Source organism: Paenibacillus sp. NPDC055715, assembly GCF_053617595.1.
Genome location: NZ_JBSHGA010000023.1, coordinates 17,492 through 34,539, shown reverse-complemented (window position 1 = coordinate 34,539; position 17,048 = coordinate 17,492). Strand labels below are relative to the sequence as shown.

Annotated in this window: 17 protein-coding genes and 4 pseudogenes; 8 read left to right on the top strand and 13 right to left on the bottom strand. The window is 49.5% G+C overall.

Annotation, left to right across the window (positions count from 1 at the left end; genetic code table 11):
* Positions 1-180, top strand: a 180-nt coding sequence (locus ACWGOO_RS21975) for a transposase (protein ID WP_452486841.1), incomplete at its 5' end; no start/stop codon positions are given.
* A 136-nt stretch (positions 181-316) separates the two neighbouring features.
* On the opposite strand, the pseudogene ACWGOO_RS21970 reads toward ACWGOO_RS21975, so the two are convergent.
* The 3 genes and pseudogenes from ACWGOO_RS21970 to ACWGOO_RS21960 all read right to left on the bottom strand — a co-directional run.
* Positions 317-658: pseudogene (locus tag ACWGOO_RS21970) on the bottom strand (pyridoxal-phosphate dependent enzyme); the annotation flags it as partial.
* Between the two features lie 42 nt (positions 659-700).
* Entirely contained in the window at positions 701-925 is a 225-nt protein-coding gene (tlp, locus tag ACWGOO_RS21965) for a small acid-soluble spore protein Tlp (protein WP_452486839.1), read from the bottom strand.
* Positions 926-1,057: 132 nt separating this feature from the next.
* Positions 1,058-1,672 carry an alpha/beta hydrolase gene (locus ACWGOO_RS21960; RefSeq protein ID WP_452486837.1) on the bottom strand — a complete coding sequence of 205 codons (615 nt, stop codon included), beginning with the start codon at positions 1,670-1,672 and terminating at the stop codon, positions 1,058-1,060.
* Between the two features lie 221 nt (positions 1,673-1,893).
* Here ACWGOO_RS21960 and ACWGOO_RS21955 point away from each other — a divergent pair, with 221 nt between their 5' ends.
* Positions 1,894-2,205: an autorepressor SdpR family transcription factor gene (locus ACWGOO_RS21955; RefSeq protein WP_452486835.1), complete on the top strand. Its 312-nt coding sequence runs from the start codon at positions 1,894-1,896 to the stop codon at positions 2,203-2,205.
* Positions 2,202-2,858 carry an SdpI family protein gene (locus ACWGOO_RS21950; RefSeq protein ID WP_452486833.1) on the top strand — a complete coding sequence of 219 codons (657 nt, stop codon included), beginning with the start codon at positions 2,202-2,204 and terminating at the stop codon, positions 2,856-2,858. The genes ACWGOO_RS21955 and ACWGOO_RS21950 overlap by 4 nt, the downstream gene beginning before the upstream one ends.
* A gap of 123 nt (positions 2,859-2,981) precedes the next feature.
* On the opposite strand, the gene ACWGOO_RS21945 is transcribed toward ACWGOO_RS21950, so the two are convergent.
* Both ACWGOO_RS21945 and ACWGOO_RS21940 read right to left on the bottom strand, forming a co-directional pair.
* A complete protein-coding gene (locus ACWGOO_RS21945; RefSeq protein ID WP_452486830.1) occupies positions 2,982-3,806 on the bottom strand; it encodes an aldo/keto reductase in 825 nt (274 codons plus the stop codon).
* Positions 3,807-3,852: 46 nt separating this feature from the next.
* Complete coding sequence (locus ACWGOO_RS21940) at positions 3,853-4,146, bottom strand: putative quinol monooxygenase (RefSeq protein WP_452486828.1); 294 nt, start codon at positions 4,144-4,146, stop codon at positions 3,853-3,855.
* Between the two features lie 184 nt (positions 4,147-4,330).
* Here ACWGOO_RS21940 and ACWGOO_RS21935 point away from each other — a divergent pair, with 184 nt between their 5' ends.
* The 5 genes from ACWGOO_RS21935 (at position 4,331) to ACWGOO_RS21915 (ending at position 9,821) form a co-directional block, all read left to right on the top strand.
* On the top strand, positions 4,331-5,983 hold the full coding sequence (locus ACWGOO_RS21935; protein ID WP_452486826.1) for an ATP-binding protein: 1,653 nt from the start codon (positions 4,331-4,333) through the stop codon (positions 5,981-5,983).
* Positions 5,976-6,704, top strand: coding sequence for a response regulator (locus tag ACWGOO_RS21930; protein ID WP_452486824.1), 729 nt, complete (start codon positions 5,976-5,978; stop codon positions 6,702-6,704). The genes ACWGOO_RS21935 and ACWGOO_RS21930 overlap by 8 nt, the downstream gene beginning before the upstream one ends.
* 161 nt (positions 6,705-6,865) lie before the next feature.
* Complete coding sequence (locus ACWGOO_RS21925; RefSeq protein ID WP_452486823.1) at positions 6,866-7,846, top strand: ABC transporter substrate-binding protein; 981 nt, start codon at positions 6,866-6,868, stop codon at positions 7,844-7,846.
* On the top strand, positions 7,843-8,847 hold the full coding sequence (locus ACWGOO_RS21920; protein WP_452486821.1) for a FecCD family ABC transporter permease: 1,005 nt from the start codon (positions 7,843-7,845) through the stop codon (positions 8,845-8,847). Before ACWGOO_RS21925 ends, ACWGOO_RS21920 begins: the two co-directional genes overlap by 4 nt.
* Positions 8,844-9,821, top strand: a complete 978-nt coding sequence (locus ACWGOO_RS21915; protein WP_452486819.1) for a FecCD family ABC transporter permease — start codon at positions 8,844-8,846, stop codon at positions 9,819-9,821. The genes ACWGOO_RS21920 and ACWGOO_RS21915 overlap by 4 nt, the downstream gene beginning before the upstream one ends.
* A gap of 3 nt (positions 9,822-9,824) precedes the next feature.
* On the opposite strand, the gene ACWGOO_RS21910 is transcribed toward ACWGOO_RS21915, so the two are convergent.
* The 8 genes and pseudogenes from ACWGOO_RS21910 to purM form a co-directional block, all read right to left on the bottom strand.
* Positions 9,825-11,060, bottom strand: a complete 1,236-nt coding sequence (locus ACWGOO_RS21910; protein ID WP_452486817.1) for a serine hydrolase — start codon at positions 11,058-11,060, stop codon at positions 9,825-9,827.
* Between the two features lie 186 nt (positions 11,061-11,246).
* Positions 11,247-11,504 (bottom strand): annotated as a pseudogene (locus ACWGOO_RS21905) (OsmC family protein); the annotation flags it as partial.
* Positions 11,505-11,536: 32 nt separating this feature from the next.
* A pseudogene (locus ACWGOO_RS21900) lies at positions 11,537-11,928 on the bottom strand (ABC transporter substrate-binding protein); the annotation flags it as partial.
* A pseudogene (locus tag ACWGOO_RS21895) lies at positions 11,912-12,283 on the bottom strand (TetR/AcrR family transcriptional regulator); the annotation flags it as partial. The pseudogenes ACWGOO_RS21900 and ACWGOO_RS21895, both read right to left, overlap by 17 nt.
* Positions 12,284-12,382: 99 nt before the next feature.
* Positions 12,383-13,648 carry a phosphoribosylamine--glycine ligase gene (purD, locus tag ACWGOO_RS21890; protein ID WP_452486816.1) on the bottom strand — a complete coding sequence of 422 codons (1,266 nt, stop codon included), beginning with the start codon at positions 13,646-13,648 and terminating at the stop codon, positions 12,383-12,385.
* A gap of 67 nt (positions 13,649-13,715) precedes the next feature.
* Positions 13,716-15,263 (bottom strand): bifunctional phosphoribosylaminoimidazolecarboxamide formyltransferase/IMP cyclohydrolase, encoded by a 1,548-nt coding sequence (gene purH / locus ACWGOO_RS21885; RefSeq protein ID WP_452486814.1) that lies wholly within the window; start codon positions 15,261-15,263, stop codon positions 13,716-13,718.
* Between the two features lie 106 nt (positions 15,264-15,369).
* Entirely contained in the window at positions 15,370-15,984 is a 615-nt protein-coding gene (purN, locus tag ACWGOO_RS21880; protein WP_452486812.1) for a phosphoribosylglycinamide formyltransferase, read from the bottom strand.
* Positions 15,984-17,024, bottom strand: a complete 1,041-nt coding sequence (purM, locus tag ACWGOO_RS21875) for a phosphoribosylformylglycinamidine cyclo-ligase (protein ID WP_452486810.1) — start codon at positions 17,022-17,024, stop codon at positions 15,984-15,986. Before purM ends, purN begins: the two co-directional genes overlap by 1 nt.
* Positions 17,025-17,048 lie beyond the last annotated feature (24 nt).

Genomic DNA, 17,048 nt, shown 5'->3' with positions numbered 1-17,048 from the left:
TACCGCAAACGAAAAGAGACGATTGAGCGAAGCTTCGCGGATGCTAAAGAGCTCCATGGGTTTCGCTATTGCCGTTTGCGCGGACTTCCGAACGTCAGGGAACAAGCCCTCATGACGGCAGCCGTGCAGAACATGAAGAAGATGGCGATCCACCTGGATCGCCTGGAGAAACAGGGGTAGCCCCCTGTTTCTCCAGATACCAGAGCCTTATGATGTAAAGAAAAAGAAACCCACGTCTCAAAAAGACGGGGTTTCTCGACAATCTGGAAGGAGCCCTAGGGCTCCTTCTTAAATAAGCACATCCTGAAGAAACTCACGAAGCGCCGCTTACGATGCACACAACCGTTTTCCCCTGAATCTGTTCACGGTACATATCCAATGCTGCTACAGGCAACGAACCCGCAGGCTCCACAACAATCGCATTTTCATTATACAGCTTCAGAATCGCGGTACACGCCTTGCCTTCCGGCACCTTCACAATATCTTCCAAGGTACGTGTACAAATATCATACGTTAACTGACCAACACGCTTAACAGCTGCTCCGTCAACGAACTTGTCTATTTGCTCCAGCGTAACCACCTTGTTCAAACGCATCGCTTTCGTCATCGACGCCGCTCCAAGCGGTTCCACACCGATTACCTTGGTGGACGGACTGACACAACTCCAATTGAAATTCGGAGCTGTGCCGCACCCTGTTACCTATTCTTGGGAATGGTCTGCCTCGTCCTTAACTTCCTCCCGAAACGATCTAATACTTTCTTTACGGCGATCGTTCTTTTCTTCGATCTGCTTACGCTCCTCATTGCTGATTTCAGAGGAAAATTCGTTGAGATACCCTTCAGCTTCATGCAGGTTCTGCTGTGTATTCTGAATACTTTGTTGTAAATGTTCAACATTATCGGCTCGATTATCTGGTTTTGCCATTTCGTTTGTCGCCTCCTAATAATGGGGATCGCTCACGGGAGCGCTAATCCGTAGCTTGATCACTATCGGATGATTTTATGCATTCCTGCGTCATTATTAGTAAAATGGAATAACTTCTAGTATTATTCCAGGTCATTCAGGACAAAATGTTTCTGCAAACCACTTTCCTGCGGCTTCGGCCTCGGTACGGGTCAATTGGTGACCATGGCGTTCCCAATGTGCATCTACCTGCGCACCTGCGCCTTCCAGCAAGGTTTGCAGCTCACGGGATTCCGCAACTGGAACAATCGGGTCGTTTTCACCGGAAGACAGGAATACAGGAACACCATTCAAGTCTGGCAGATTCAGCCCACGCAGCGGCACCATCGCATGGTGCAAAATAGCTCCACGCAGTGCCTTAGCATCGTGAAAGAGCATGCTGGCCGCTATATTCGCCCCGTTGGAATAGCCAAGAGCCACAACGTTGTTGCGGTCAAAATCGTATTGCTCCGCAGCCGTATCCACAAATTCACTCAGTTCCTTGGTACGGAATACGAGATCCTCGATATCGAACACCCCCTCTGCCAAACGGCGAAAGAAACGCGGCAGCCCATTTTCCAACACATTTCCCCTTACTCCTAAAACAGACGCTCCCGGTGCTACCAAATCAGCCAAAGGGATCAGGTCTTGTTCGTTCCCGCCTGTACCGTGCAACAGTAGAATAACCGGGCCCTGCGGATGACTTCCTTTACGGAATACATGTTTCATATATATCCTCCTCTATTTTTTTATTTTAAATTAAGATTCTTATTTTTTATATAAATGAATTATAGCGAACTTCCCTACCTTTTACAATCGAAATCAGCAAACCTGCTCTAAACCTTTTTCTAAAATGATGTATTTATCTGTTGACAAGTATCATAGCTCTATTTTATTATTGCTTTAGATATTTAGAATATTATCTAAATATCTAAAGGAGGAAATGGATTTTGAATGATGCCTTCAAAGCTTTAGCTGATCCGACCCGGCGTAAAATATTACAGCTCTTGAAAGAGAAAAGCATGAGCGCAGGCGAAGTGGCTGAGCATTTTGAAATCAGCAAGCCCAGCATATCCCACCATCTGAATATCTTGAAGCAAGCTGGGCTAGTGCTGGATGAGCGACAAGGGCAAAACATTATTTACACCCTGCATACGACGGTTGTCGCAGATGTCATCGGTTGGATGTTCGGCATTGCCCACTCCGATGCCCCTGCGAAGCAAAATGCGAATGACATCAAGGATACGGAGGAATCTGAATGAAATCTCGAATGAAATGGAACTTTATGGATGTTTTGACGACTTTGATTGCCCTATCACCCGCTATAGGGGCTCTGCTGCTGTATGATCGCCTGCCTGTCATGATGGCTTCCCATTTTAGCTTTGACAATACGGCTGACAGATATATGGGTAAAACGGGTGCTATTTTCATGCTGGTGCTGATGGGCCTTGTACCGCTATTGCTCCGGTTAGTCCGCTATTTGGACCCGAATCGAGCGAATTTCGAAAAATTTTCTAAAGCCTACGAAGTAACACGTGCAAGTCTTGCCGTTGTATTTGCTGTAGCCGGTTGGGGCATGCTTATGTATAACCTGAACACACTGCTGCAAATGAATACTATAGTTCTCGGGGCAATAGGCCTGATGATGCTGGTGCTAGGTAATTATTTGACTCAGGTACAGCCGAACTATACCTTCGGTATCCGCACGCCGTGGACTTTGTCCAACCCGGAGGTATGGCGTAAAACGCACCGTTTCGGGGGCCCTATGATGATGCTCGGTGGTGCTTCGGGTTTGGTGGCGGCATGGGTCGATGGAGTGGCGGGAACGGCTATTTTTCTCACTGGACTGGTTATATCCGTCGTCGCCCCCATACTCTATTCCTTCCTCCTGCATCGCAAATTAACCCAAAAGTAGACTACAGGACGTAGTCACTCTGTCCAGACGGTAAAAGCGTATGAGAAGATCCCAATGCATAAATATAAAGAACCTCCAAAACCACGATACATGTGGAATTGAAGGTTCTTTTTCATTCTAAAACTAGAACAACAGCTTATCGGGATGAGTGCCCACACGCTCATCAAGATGAAGTGCGTTGATTCGGTTAATATCCTCTGCCGTCAGTTCAAAATCGAACAAATCAGCATTTTCGCGAATACGATGTGCGGTTACAGATTTGGGAATCGTCACGATACCCCGATCCAGATGCCAGCGCAAAATAACCTGCGACGAGGTTTTGCCGTATTTTGCAGCAATCTCAACGATATCCACTTGCTCGGTCAATTTACCCTTCATCAGTGGACTCCAGGATTCAAGCTGAATCTGGTGCTCCCGGCAGTATTGATGCAGTTCTTGCTGTGTCAGACGCGGGTGAAGCTCCACTTGGTTGATTGCAGGTACGATGTTGCTGTCTTTCAGGAGGTTTTCGAGATGGTGAACTTGGAAGTTGCTTACTCCGATGGCGCGTACGCTTCCTTCTTCATACAGGCGTTCAAATGCCTTCCAGGTTTCCTTGTACTTGTCCTTGCCAGGCCAATGAATGAGATACAGATCAATGATGTCCAGGCCCAGCCGCTTACGGCTTTCCTCGAAGGCACGCAGTGCTGAGTCAAAGCCCTGATCCTGGTTCCATAGCTTTGTGGTAACAAACAAATCTTTTCTGGCCGCCCCACTATCGCGAATGGCTTGTCCGACCAGCTCCTCATTCCCATAAATCGCCGCCGTATCAATGCTACGGTAGCCGACCTCAATGGCTGTTTTGACCGCTTCATAGACCTCATTGCCTTCTGCCTTGTATGTACCAAAACCCAACCAAGGCATCTCAACTTCGTTATTCAGTACAGTTGTATCCGCAATGTTCCCCATGTCCATCTCCTCCTGTTCCTGAATTATGATTTATCCGGCGGGATGATTACAGTTTGGTTGCATCCTGAAAAGCATTCACTTGAAGCGGAGCCGACAACAATTCCTTAGCTGCGGCAACAAATGCTTGGAAATGGGCAGACTTGTTGTGGAAATCTACAGCGGCTGCATCCTTCCATTCTTCCACCATCGTAAATGCGTTAGGATCATTCAAATCCTGCATCAGCGTGTAGCGCACATTGCCCTCTTCAGCCTGTGATGCGCTGATCAATCCTTGAGTTTGTTGCAGAAAATCCTCTCTCTTTTCAGGTAAAACTTTCATATCAGCATGAATAATAAACATGATATTGTCCTCCTCACATTATGTAACTATTTCTATTATAGACCATTCATTCGACAGATTAAAAGTGCGGCTGTTCCTGTAATACAGTAAAATGGATCGTATTGAGGAGAGATTATCGGGTGATCAGCTCCTCCTATATCTTGCTTGAAGAGGGTGAAGGCATGTGCGTTTTCAGACAAAACTAATGGTATACATATCCCTTTTAGTGCTGGTCGTTACCGGGCTGTTGGGATTATCCTTTCGATATATGATCACCTCCGCCCTTTACGAAGAGATCGGGAAAAGGGCACTGACCGTTACCAATACGCTTGCGGTAGATGCGCAGGTCAGGGAGGCTTTGGAAAGGACCGATACGACGCAATTGCATTCGCGAATCAACGAGGCAGTAAAGCCAGTCCAAGCCGGCGGCGGCGCTGATTTTATTACTATTGCTGATCGCCATCTCATCCGTCAATGGCATGTTAACCCGGAACTCATCAGACAGCCTATGATGGACCCGCTGAATGACAAGGTGTTGCAAGGGCAGCCCTTTATTACGGAATCCACGGGCTCTCTCGTACCGTCACTGCGGACCAAAACTGCGGTTTATGATGAACAAGACCAGCCCATCGGACTCGTTTCTGTAGGTTTTTTAATGACAGATGTGGAGCAAAATATTCGTACATACACGTATGCATGGCTGTGGTTCATGGTGGGCGTGCTGATGATTGGCATTTTAGGAAGTTTGCTAATAGCGCAAAAGGTACGCCGGGAGCTGCATGGACTGGAACCGGTGGAGATTGGACGTTTGTACCAGGAAAAGCAAGCCATTCTGGAATCCATAGGCGAAGGGATTATCGCAGTTAATAGCAGTGGACAAGTCACACTTGCCAATCCACAAGCCGTCCGTTTGCTTGGCCTCCCCTTGGAAACTACCCTATACGGATACGAGCTTCGTCACTTGCCGGGTGCCGCAGGTAAACTAGCAGATGTACTTGCTGCAGATTTCATCGCGAAAAATGCAAGTATGAAGCCAGTCCAGGAACAAATCGTATTCAATGAGGAAATTGAGATCCAACAACGAGTCGTAGTCGTCAGCCGTGTGCCGATCAAGGATCGCTCCGGGCGAGTGATGGGCACGGTTGCCAATCTGCGTGACAAAACAGAGCTGCTTCGCATGACGCGGCAGTTGACAGAGGTCAAAGATTATGCGAAAGTTCTGCGATCACAAACACACGAATACACCAATCGGCTGTATCTCATATCCGGTCTGCTTCAGTTGGAGTGTTATGACGAAGCGGTGGACTTTATTACTCAGGAATCGGAGGAGTATCGGGTGCACAGGTCCGTTTCCTATACTCTTTTACCTGATTCAATCATCGCCAGCCTGCTGATCGGCAAGAAAAAACAGGCGCTGGACAAGGGGATTGTATTACATTCTACTATTAGCGGTGTGTTCTCTACCTTTTCTGCTACGTTGGAGTGGTCGCTTCTCGCTGCAATGGCCGCAAACCTGCTGGATAACGCCATGGAAGCTGTCGCGATGCACTCCGCCCCTGAGGGACAGGTCTGGTTCCGGCTTGAAGAAACGGCGGAGGCAATAACCGTCGAGGTTGCGGACAACGGATTGGGAATCTCGAAAAATATCCGGGGAAAGCTGTTCGTCAAAGGAGCATCAATCAAAACAGAAGCAGGACACGGCTACGGCCTTGCTCTCGTGCAAGAGTATGCAGAGCGAATGAGCGGCTCAATAAAAGTACTTGAACGGACAGGTGGAGGTACCATTTTTGAAATACGCATACCTTTAAATAGGTCAGTAATGAGTGATGATGCAAAAGGAGGTTACGCCCATGAATGAGCGGATTTTATCGGATATTGAGGTTCTTATTATTGAAGATGATCCGCGAATTGCGGAGATTAACCGCCGATTTATTGAAATGGTGGACGGGTTCACCGTATATGCAATAGCCACGAACGAGTTTGAGGCAAAGCTTCAACTGGACGTGCTACGTCCTCCTTTGGTGGTGCTGGATGTTTATTTTCCCGATACGGACGGTCTGACTCTGCTGTCATTCATCAAGCAACACTACCCGGGCACGGATGTCATCATGCTCACCGCTGCCAAGGAAGCAGAAACGGTGGTACAGGCCGTTCGCGCAGGTGTGTTTGATTTTATCGTGAAGCCGCTTGTATTCGAGAGATTGCGTGCGACGCTGGAGGAATATGCCCGTTTTCGGCGACAAGTCACAACATGGCAAAAGGAACAATCTACGGTGGAGCAATCCGAAATTGACAGTCTGCTTCAAAGCGCAGGCAATGCTAGGATGGCAGGCAGCGGAGCCGGAGTTTTATGGGCCAAAGGCATTGATAAAGTGACCTGCGACAAGGTACTTGATCTGCTAAATAGACGTGGTGAGTTGACTACCGGAACGGTCGGGATTGAGCTGGGCATGAGCCGCTCCACAGCCAGAAGGTATCTGGAGTATTTAGTAGAAAGCGGCGACGCCCGCCACGATCAGATGTATGGGACAGTCGGCAGACCGGAGCGTATCTATCGGCGAATCCCCTCCACCCCATAAATTTTAATGAACTTAATTCACTTTATAAGCCAAAATGGTTTAAATGATCACATTGTTTACGTCCCTCCTCCCGATTGCTAGAATGATCAACAGTTGATTAATTGATAATGATTATCAATTTCTCTGGTAAGCATACTTTGGAACGGAAACGGGGGACAACCATGGCAACACCGAAACAACCACTACGCACAGGCATGCTGCTTGCAGTGATCCTTACGCTGCTGACCGTCATTACGGCGGGATGTGGAAGCCAAGCAAAAGATAACAGCGCAGCAACATCTCAAGCAACAGGCGATACCCGAATCATTAAGCATGAGATGGGAGAAACCCCAATTACGGGTAAACCGAAAAGAATCGTAACGCTGGAATTCTCTTTTGTCGATGCGGCAACCCGACTGGGCGTAACACCTGTCGGGATAGCTCAGGAAAATGACGATGATATTGATGGACTGCTCGGCAAAAAAATCGACTTCACGCCTGTAGGCACACGCAAGCAGCCGAACCTGGAAACCATCAGCTCCTTGAAGCCGGATTTGATTATTGCCGATCTGAGCCGTCATAAAAGCATATACAAAGAACTGAGTGAGATTGCTCCGACCATTGTTCTGAAAAGCAGGAATTCCTCCTATGAACAAAACCTGGCATCCTTCGGTGTCATTGCCGATGCGTTGGACGAGAAGGAAAAAGGTGAACAGATTCTTGCTGCCCATAAAGCTACAATGGAAAAGCTGAAACAAGGCATCCGAGCTGGTGAGCCACGTAGTGTTCTGATCGGGGTATTTCGCTCCGATTCACTGACTGGTCATGCTGCATCTTCCTTTGATGGACAACTGCTGGAGCAAGCAGGCATCCATAATGCCCTTCAAAATACAAGCGAACCTACCGTCAAGCTGACCCTGGAGCAGATAGCACAAGCCGATCCGGATGTAATCTTTATGGCTGAAGCCGATGAGAAGCTGATTTCAGAATGGAAGCCAAATCCGCTGTGGCAAAACATCACGGCCGTTAAAAAAGGGGAAGTTTACGAAGTGAACCGGGCACTATGGACCCGGTACCGTGGACTCGGCTCAGCCGAGAAAATACTGGAGCAAGCTATTTCGCTTCTGTATCCCGCGCAAAGTAAAGGAGACGCCTCCCGTTGATCGGACAAGCCCCACGCGACCGGCTGAATAAGCCGGTCTTCTTTGCACTTATCGCCGCGCTGCTGACTGGACTGTTGCTGAGCATGGCGATTGGTCCGGTCAGGATGGACATCCCCACCATGCTGACCGCGCTGTTCACCGAGCATCCGTCCAAGGATCAGCTCATTATCCTGACAGTTCGCCTGCCGCGTGCCGTCATTGGCCTGATCGTCGGGGCTGGACTCGCCGTGGCCGGAGCGCTGATGCAGGCCATTACACGCAACCCGCTGGCTTCACCGCAGGTGTTCGGGGTCAGCTCGGGTGCTTCGCTGGCCGTCGTGCTGTCGGTCGTGCTGCTACCGAATATCGGGTCGTCCGGCAGCATTTATTTTGCTTTTGCCGGGGCCATCGCGGGCGGTTCCTTCATTTATACACTGGCGGGAACGGCAGGCATGTCACCGGTCAAGCTGGCCTTGGCAGGAATGGCGGTGCATCTGCTGCTGGCCTCCGTCACCCAAGGGCTGCTCGTGTTCAACGAGCAAATATCCGACGTGCTGTACTGGCTCGCAGGAGCCATCGACGGGTCCACTTGGGCCGATACGCGTCTTGTGCTGCCATGGTTCACCATCGGCATGATCCTGGCGCTGGCGCTGGCTCCCTCGCTGTCTGTGCTGAGCCTCGGTACGGAGGTCGCACAGGGATTGGGGCAAAATGTACGCCTCGTTCGACTACTTGCCTCGGCCTCGGTGATTATGCTGGCAGGCTCTGCCGTAGCAGTAGCGGGCTCCATCGGCTTTGTCGGCCTAATGGTGCCTAACATCATCAAGATATTCACGGGCGATAATTACAAGCGAGTCATTCCCCTGTCTGCCATCTGCGGGGCTCTGCTGCTGACATATGCCGATGTGTTGGGACGATTTATCGCGTTTCCTTACGAGTCGCCCGTTGGAATTGTAACCGCGCTGGTGGGTGCGCCCTTCTTTTTGTATCTGGCGCATAAGAACGGGAGGGCTTCACGATGAAAAAGCTGTGGATTTTACTCGCGCTGACGTTGGGTATTTCTTTTGTCGCCATCGGCGTAGGCAGTACCTATATTACACCTGTCGAGCTGATCGCGGCTCTGACGAACCATAACACCACGTCATGGTTCATCGTTCACCACTATCGACTACCGCGCGGGCTGCTGGCGATTATGGCCGGGGCAGGACTGGCGGTAGCCGGGGTGCTGCTGCAAGGCATGATCCGCAACCCGCTCGCTTCGCCGGACGTGATGGGCGTATCGAAGGGAGCCGGCTTCGCGGCGGTTCTCGTCATCGTGCTGCTGCCCTCTTCCCCGGTGGTGCTGCTGCCTGTAGCCGCCTTTGCCGGGGCCGGGCTTGCCGCGTTGCTGCTCGTGCAGCTCTCGATGAAAGGCAGCATGCGCCCCAATATGCTGGCCTTGACCGGGCTGGCGGTGGGCGCTATTTTTCAGGCTGCGACCGATTATATTCTGGTCAAATATCCGCTCGAAGCAAGCGATACGTTGACTTGGCTGGCTGGAAGTCTGTGGGGTAAAGGCTGGGATGAAGTATACGGGCTACTGCCGTGGCTGGTCGTGCTGTTGCCTCTAGCCTATGCCCTACAGCGCAAGCTGGACATTATGAACCTCGACGAAGAAAGCTCGGCGGGGCTGGGACTTAACGTGAAGCGTGTGCGCACAGGACTGCTGGCCGTATCTGTCGCCCTGGCTGCCTCCTGTGTCGCTGCCATCGGCTCCATCGGCTTTATCGGCCTGTTGGCGCCGCATCTGGCGAGACGGCTGTTCGGTAACCGCCACCGCTATCTGCTGCCCGGCGCAGCCATGGTTGGCGCTCTGATTCTCGTTCTCGCCGATGCGCTGGGACGGGGCTTGAAGCCGCCGCTCGAAATTCCCGCAGGCATCGTGACAGCTATTATTGGCGCACCGTACTTTCTGTACTTGTTGCTACGGGAACGCAAGCCAAAAGGCAACGATTAGGAGTTAGATTTCCACCTGTACACCAATGCGCTGATTGATTTCTTTTCTGAACGGTTCATCACGCAATAGCCGTTTTTTAAATTCATTCATCATACTTTGCAAGGAGGCATTCGTGAATGGGTCCAGGTCCTTAAAGAAGACCGCCATTTCGGTCGAATGTCCTTCCTTATCCGTCGCATACATGGCCAGGGTGAGGACATATGCGGTAGATCCGCCCTTTTGCCCGGAATGTTTCAGCCATTCCTGATTTGCTGGATGATCCATCAGCTGTTCCATGACCTCTGACAATAATTTTTGCTCAGCTTTCGTAAAGCCTTGACGGCTGTTCAGCCTACTCATCAAGGACGCATAATCGGCTGTCGTCGAAGCTATAAAACGGTCCGTATTCATTCGATCAAATTCTCGATCATACCAAGTCGCCATAGCGGCATTTTTCTTATATGAACCACTTGTATCGCGAACCAGCTTGTTATGGATCATCTGAGCATATTGGCGGAACTCTACGTCAGACATCGCTTGAACGGCAGCTTTGGCGGAATTGCTATTCTTTGCACCGTCCCATGCCCATCCCTGAGTCTCCCTCATCCATTCGTAAGGAATCAGAATTGAAGATACAAATGGATAAATTTGATCATGATTCTGGAGTCCCAAGATAGTTTTCGTTTGGTTAATTCGTTCCAGGCCCAGTCTGTCCATTAAATACTCGGTATTGGCATTGGAGCTAAACCGAACCATACCTTTGGCGACTTCGCGAAGAGACACAGTTCCGTTTTTCAACCGTCCTTTGGCTTCCATATCTTTCAACCATGCCGGATGTGCGCCACCATCCAGAAGCGGCAGATAGAACCGCTCCAGCGCAGTCAGCTTGATCCGTTCATCTGGGTTAATTGTACCTGCCGCAGCCTGTTTGGTATATTCGACCGCAATGACCGTCTTGACCGTACTCGCCAAGGGCATCATCCGGTTTTCCTCACGGCCTGCCAGCTTCTTTCCATCCCTCAGAATTGTAATGGATGCTTTCTCTGGATGTTCCTCCAAAAAGCGCAGCATACGGTGGGCGCTATCGTGCTCAATCGTTTCATCCTTAGCGTCAGCTGCAATGGCGGTTGCGGGCCGAACAGTATCCGGGGTATTAGCCATTCTATCCTGCTTCGATGATGGCAATCCCACGGCCAAACCAATCATGATGAGTACCGTAGCCAAGCCCACTGCTATGATCACAAGCTGCTTTCGTTTCACTATAAGCCTCCCCCCGTATGCACTCAGCACACAGGTTTATTTTCCCATTTTTATATTTCAGTTTCTATTGTAAACGAAAACAAAGCACAAAAGGTTTCATTACATGTCATATTTGCAAATAAAATTAAAAAAGGAGAGTCAATCTGCATATAACACAGGTTGACTCTCTTTACTAACTTTGCACCCTTACGCTGGATGTGGTACTTCTGTTCCATTCAGGATCAGGTGCATACGAATCTCCGCTTTCAAGGAGTCGGATACAGCACAATATTTTTCCTTACCCATTTGAATCGCTTTCCACACGCGGTCATTCGGAATATCGCCATTAACATAGAGCGTCAGGTCAATCGCTGTAAAGCCCTTCGGCATTTCTCCCTTACGCGTACCTTCTGCATCAGTATCAATACGAATAATGTCCGACAGGAAACGATTAAAAATTTCTGTGTTCTCTCATGCTGGGGACCCTCGAAAAGCGCCTTAAGCTCAGGAGTATCCTTGTTAATAGCCACACCCGCTTGAGCGGATTTGATCGGCTCGCCTACCTCTTTAATCTGGAAGCCGTTTTTACCAACAATGGGCTTGAGCGCATACAGATTGTTGATTGTTGCGTCAAGGCGACCAGAGTTCAAATCCTTCAAGGAAGTAATGACATCATCATACGTTTTAATCTCGAATCTCCAACCTTCGGCAGCACTTCGCTACACAGATAGGACTCATCATTCGTTCCCAAGCCGATACCAATCGTTTTGCCTTTAAAATCCTCCAGCTTGGTAATATCGTTTGTTTTATTGTTTACGATGATTTTTACATTGTTTGTGATATACGGCTCTGTGAAATCAATGACCTTTTCACGGTCTGTCAACACCGCTGCCGATCAGGAGCAATCCCACCAGATAGCGGTTCTCCAATGCGAAATCAAACAGACGGACAAGCAATGCTTCTGACGCTTTAACCATATCAGCCAGCGTGCCTGCATCACGGCGGTATCCTTGTCCTATCGCTGCCAGCAGTTGTTCGCGGCCTGTAGCGATAATCTCCAGTGCCAGCGCCTCTTTGCTTTTAAAATGCCAATAAAACGTGTCTTGGGCCACTCCGGCCTCCACCACGATATCTGAAACCTTCGTTTGATGGTACCCTTGCTCGGCGAATCGCTTCAATGCAATGTGAAGAAGCTGCGTTCTGCGATCGGTTTCTGCTGTTTCTTCTCCCGATTGATCAGTCAGTCAGTTTTGAATTATTAATTCCCATAGGATAAGTATGCTTTTTGTCAAACAAAAAAAGAGAACCTTCGAAGAGGTCCTCTCTATCTTATAAAGACGCTACTATAGCAGTGCTTTTGCCGCGATATCCGTACGGTTTTGCTTACCTTCGAAGGTAATACGTGCTGCCTGTTCATACGCCTTGTCCCGCGCTTCGGCAATATCACGTCCCAAACCGACCACGCCTAACACGCGTCCACCGTTTGTTACCCACTCACCCTGTTCGTTGATGCCTGTACCAGCATGGAACACAATAGCTTCATCCGCCTGATCCAGTCCGTGGATCGAAACGCCTTTGGCGTACGTCCCAGGATAGCCCCCGGAAGCCAACACCACACATACCGCCGCTTCATCCTTCCACTCGATCTCTACCTGATCCAGTGTGCCATTCACGGCAGCCAGAAAAATATCGAGCAGATCAGATTTTAGACGTGGCAATACAACCTGAGTTTCCGGATCACCGAAGCGTGCGTTAAACTCAATCGTCTTCGGCTTACCGTCCGGCGAAATCATCAATCCGGCGAATAAAACACCCCGGAACGGTCGACCTTCAGCCACCATCGCTTTTGCCGTCGGCTTAATGATGGTCTCAATGGCTTCCTCAATAATCGAATCCGCTACGTGCGGCAATGGGGAATATGTGCCCATCCCCCCGGTATTCGGCCCTTTGTCACCATCAAAAACAGGCTTATGATCTTGCGCCGCTGCCATCGGACGAACCGTTTCACCATCCACAAAGGAAAGAATCGACATTTCCTGTCCAGCCAGAAACTCCTCAATCACAACCTGCGCCCCGGCTTCGCCGAACACCTTCGCTACCATAATGTCGGATAAAGCCTTTTCCGCTTCCTCCATAGAGTAAGCGACCGTTACTCCTTTGCCTGCTGCCAGTCCATCCGCCTTAATGACCACAGGAATCGGCTGCTCTTTCAAATAAGCATGTGCTTCCTCATAGGTATAAAACTTCCGATAGGTCGCTGTCGGAATATGATATTTGTGCAGCAGATCCTTCATGAAGATTTTGCTACCTTCAATTTCCGCTGCATTTTTACGCGGTCCGAATACCGGAATGCCTTTCGCTTCAAAAGCATCCACAATACCATCTGCCAGCGGATCATCGGGGCCGACCACGACAAGTCCGACCTTTTTGGATTCCGCCAGCTCTGTCAACGCGTCAAAATCACTCACCGGAATCGGCACGCACTCCGCCAACTGCCCGATGCCGGTATTGCCCGGCGCGCAGTAGATTTGTCCGGCCTTGGGGCTTTTTTTCAGCGCCCATACAATTGCATGCTCGCGACCGCCCCCACCGATAACCAAAATATCCATTCAGATGATTCCTCCCTCTCCCGTTTATGGTGTGAGAGAATGCTACTGCATCCTCAGCTAATACAAGCTAGTGCTTGAAATGACGCACGCCTGTGAAGACCATCGCAATGCCGTGTTCGTTAGCAACCTTGATGGATTCTTCGTCCTTGATGGAGCCGCCCGGCTGAATGACTGCCGTAATGCCTGCTTTAGCTGCCAGCTCCAACGTATCGCCCATCGGGAAGTATGCATCGGATGCCAGCACTGCACCCTTTGCTTTTTCTCCAGCCTGCTCAACGGCAATCTTGGCCGCTCCGACACGGTTCATTTGTCCGGCACCCACGCCAATGGTCATATTGTCTGCCGCTAATACGATGGCATTGGATTTCACATGCTTAACAACTTTCCAGCTAAACAAAAGCTGTTTCAGTTCTTCTTCGGACGGCGCACGCTCCGTTACAACTGTAAGTGCATCCGGATCTAGAGCATGAATGTCATTTTGCTGAACGACCATGCCGCCTTCAATAGAAGTCACAACGAAACGGCTCTCCGGCTGTTCAGACGGGGACAGTTCACCCAGATCAAGCAAACGTATATTTTTCTTTTTCGTCAAAATCTCCAGCGCTTCTTGCGTAAAGCCCGGTGCCAATACGATTTCCAAAAAGATTTCGCTCAGCTTTTTGGCTGTATCACCGTCAACAATTCGGTTAGCCGCTACGATGCCGCCAAAAATGGAGGTTGGATCAGCCGCATACGCCTTGCTGTACGCTTCATAAATACTACCACCGATTCCCACGCCGCAAGGGTTCATATGCTTAACCGCCACCACTGCTGGCTCGCTGAATTCCTTGACGATTTGCAGTGCAGCGTTAGCATCGTTGATGTTATTGTAGGACAGCTCCTTACCGTGAAGCTGTTTCGCTGTTGTCAGTGTACCTTCGGCTGCCAACGGCTGACGATAAAAAGCCGCCTGCTGATGCGGATTTTCGCCATAACGCAAATCCTGAATTTTTTCATAGGTTACCGTGTAACGCTCTGGCAATGGCTCGCCTGTCACATTCGACAAATAATCAGAAATCAAAGCGTCGTATGAAGCCGTATGACGGAAAACCTTTGCTGCCAAACGCTTACGAGTGTTCAGCTCGGTATCGCCATCCTTGCGGATTTCCTCCAGCACCGTGCTATAATCGTCCGCATCTACTACCACACTTACGAATGCATGGTTTTTTGCCGCAGAACGCAGCATGGTTGGACCGCCGATATCAATATTTTCAATCGCGTCCTCATAGGTTACACCGGGTTTGGCGATCGTTTCCGCAAAAGGATACAGATTCACAACGACCAGATCAATATAATCCAGTCCAAGCTCCTTCATCTGACGCTGATGCTCCTCATTATCCCGAACAGCCAGCAGGCCGCTGTGTACCGCAGGATGAAGTGTTTTAACACGTCCGTCCATAATTTCAGGAAATCCTGTTACCTCTGAAATGCCGATGACAGGAATGCCCTCCTTCGACAACAAGCTGCTCGTTCCCCCTGTCGAAACGATTTCCACACCCAATTTGGACAACTCGCGGCAAAATTCCACGATCCCCCGTTTATCTGATACGCTGACGAGCGCTCTTTTAATACTCACCATTTCTCCTCCTTTAGCTCTTTATCAATTTATTTCCCGAGAAATATCGGAAAATGCCTGTACGGCATCCTTGATATGACAATGATATGACAAATTACAATCATCTTTAGAGAAGTGAAATTACCTTGCGGCCATCCAATTGGATTTTGCCTTGAGCCAGCCTGCCAACTACCTCTGGATATAGCTGACGTTCCACGGATTGAATGGCTGCGGATAAGGATTCCGCTGTATCATGGTCGTGTACCTCCACAACACGCTGGGCAATAATCGCTCCTGTATCCATCCCCCCGTCCACAAAATGAACGGTAACCCCGCTTACCTTGACCCCATAGGTCAATGCCTGTCCAACAGCATCTTTCCCAGGAAATGCAGGAAGCAGTGACGGATGAATATTGATGATTTTTCCAGCGTAGGCCTCCACCATGACACTGGATAATAACCGCATGTAGCCTGCTAACACGATGAGATCAATGGATTTCTGCTCCAGCAAAGAAACCAGTTCACGCTCATAATCTTCGCGGGAAGCATATTCCTTGGGTCGAAAAGTATGACACGCAATTCCGGCTTTCTGTGCTCTGGCTACGGCAGGAGCCGCAGGCTTGTCACAGATCAGCAGTTTCACCGTTGCCCCGCCCAGTTCTTCTCGTGCAGCCGCATCCACCAATGACTGAAAATTCGTTCCTTCACCTGATGCAAAAACAGCAACCCGGTAATCGTTCATTACACCTCGGCTCCTGTAAAGGTCACGCTAGAACTGCCTTCCGTTACTTTTCCGATAACATAAGCGGCTTCGCCCTGTTCTTTCAGAACTTCCAGTGCAGTCTGTGCATGCTCCTCGTCTACAACGATAACCATTCCAATCCCCATATTAAAGGTTGTGAACATGTCTTTATTGGAGATTGCGCCTTTTTCCTGCATGAGCTGGAAGATCGGCAGAATCGGCCAAGCGCCGTATTCTATATCCACATTAACGTTATCCGGCAACACTCTAGGGATATTTTCGATAAAACCGCCGCCCGTGATATGCGCCATGCCTTTTACTTTTACCTTGTCCAGCAAAGCCAAAACGGATTTCACATAGATTTTTGTTGGCTCTAGCAGTACATCGCCCAGTTTGCCACTCAAGCCTTCGATTTCATCATGTAAATCATAGCCTTGCTGTTCCAATAACAACTTGCGAACCAGTGAGAAGCCATTACTGTGTACTCCGCTAGAGGCCAGTCCGATAACTGTATCTCCGGGGGCAATAGAACTGCCGTTAATGATCTTACTTTTATCTACAATCCCGACCGTAAATCCGGCAATATCATATTCACCTTCGCTGTACATCCCCGGCATTTCTGCTGTTTCACCGCCGACCAGCGCACAGCCCGATTGATGGCAGCCCTCTGCGATTCCGGCAACGATAGCTTCGATTTTCTCGGGTATAACCTTGTCACAAGCGAGGTAGTCGAGAAAAAAGAGTGGCTCCGCGCCTCCGACAATAATGTCGTTCACACACATCGCAACCGCATCAATACCAATGGTGTCATGTCGATCCATCGCGAAAGCAAGCTTTAACTTCGTGCCAACTCCATCCGTACCAGAAACGAGTACAGGCTCCTCGTACTTATCCTTATTCAGGCCGAACAACGCACCGAATCCGCCCAGATCCGTCAGCACTTCGGGACGGAAGGTACGTTTGACGTGCTTTTTCATCCGTTCTACTGCTTCATTACCGGCAGCGATATCTACCCCTGCGTTTTTGTATGCTTCGGACATTCATGAACACTCCTTCAAATAATT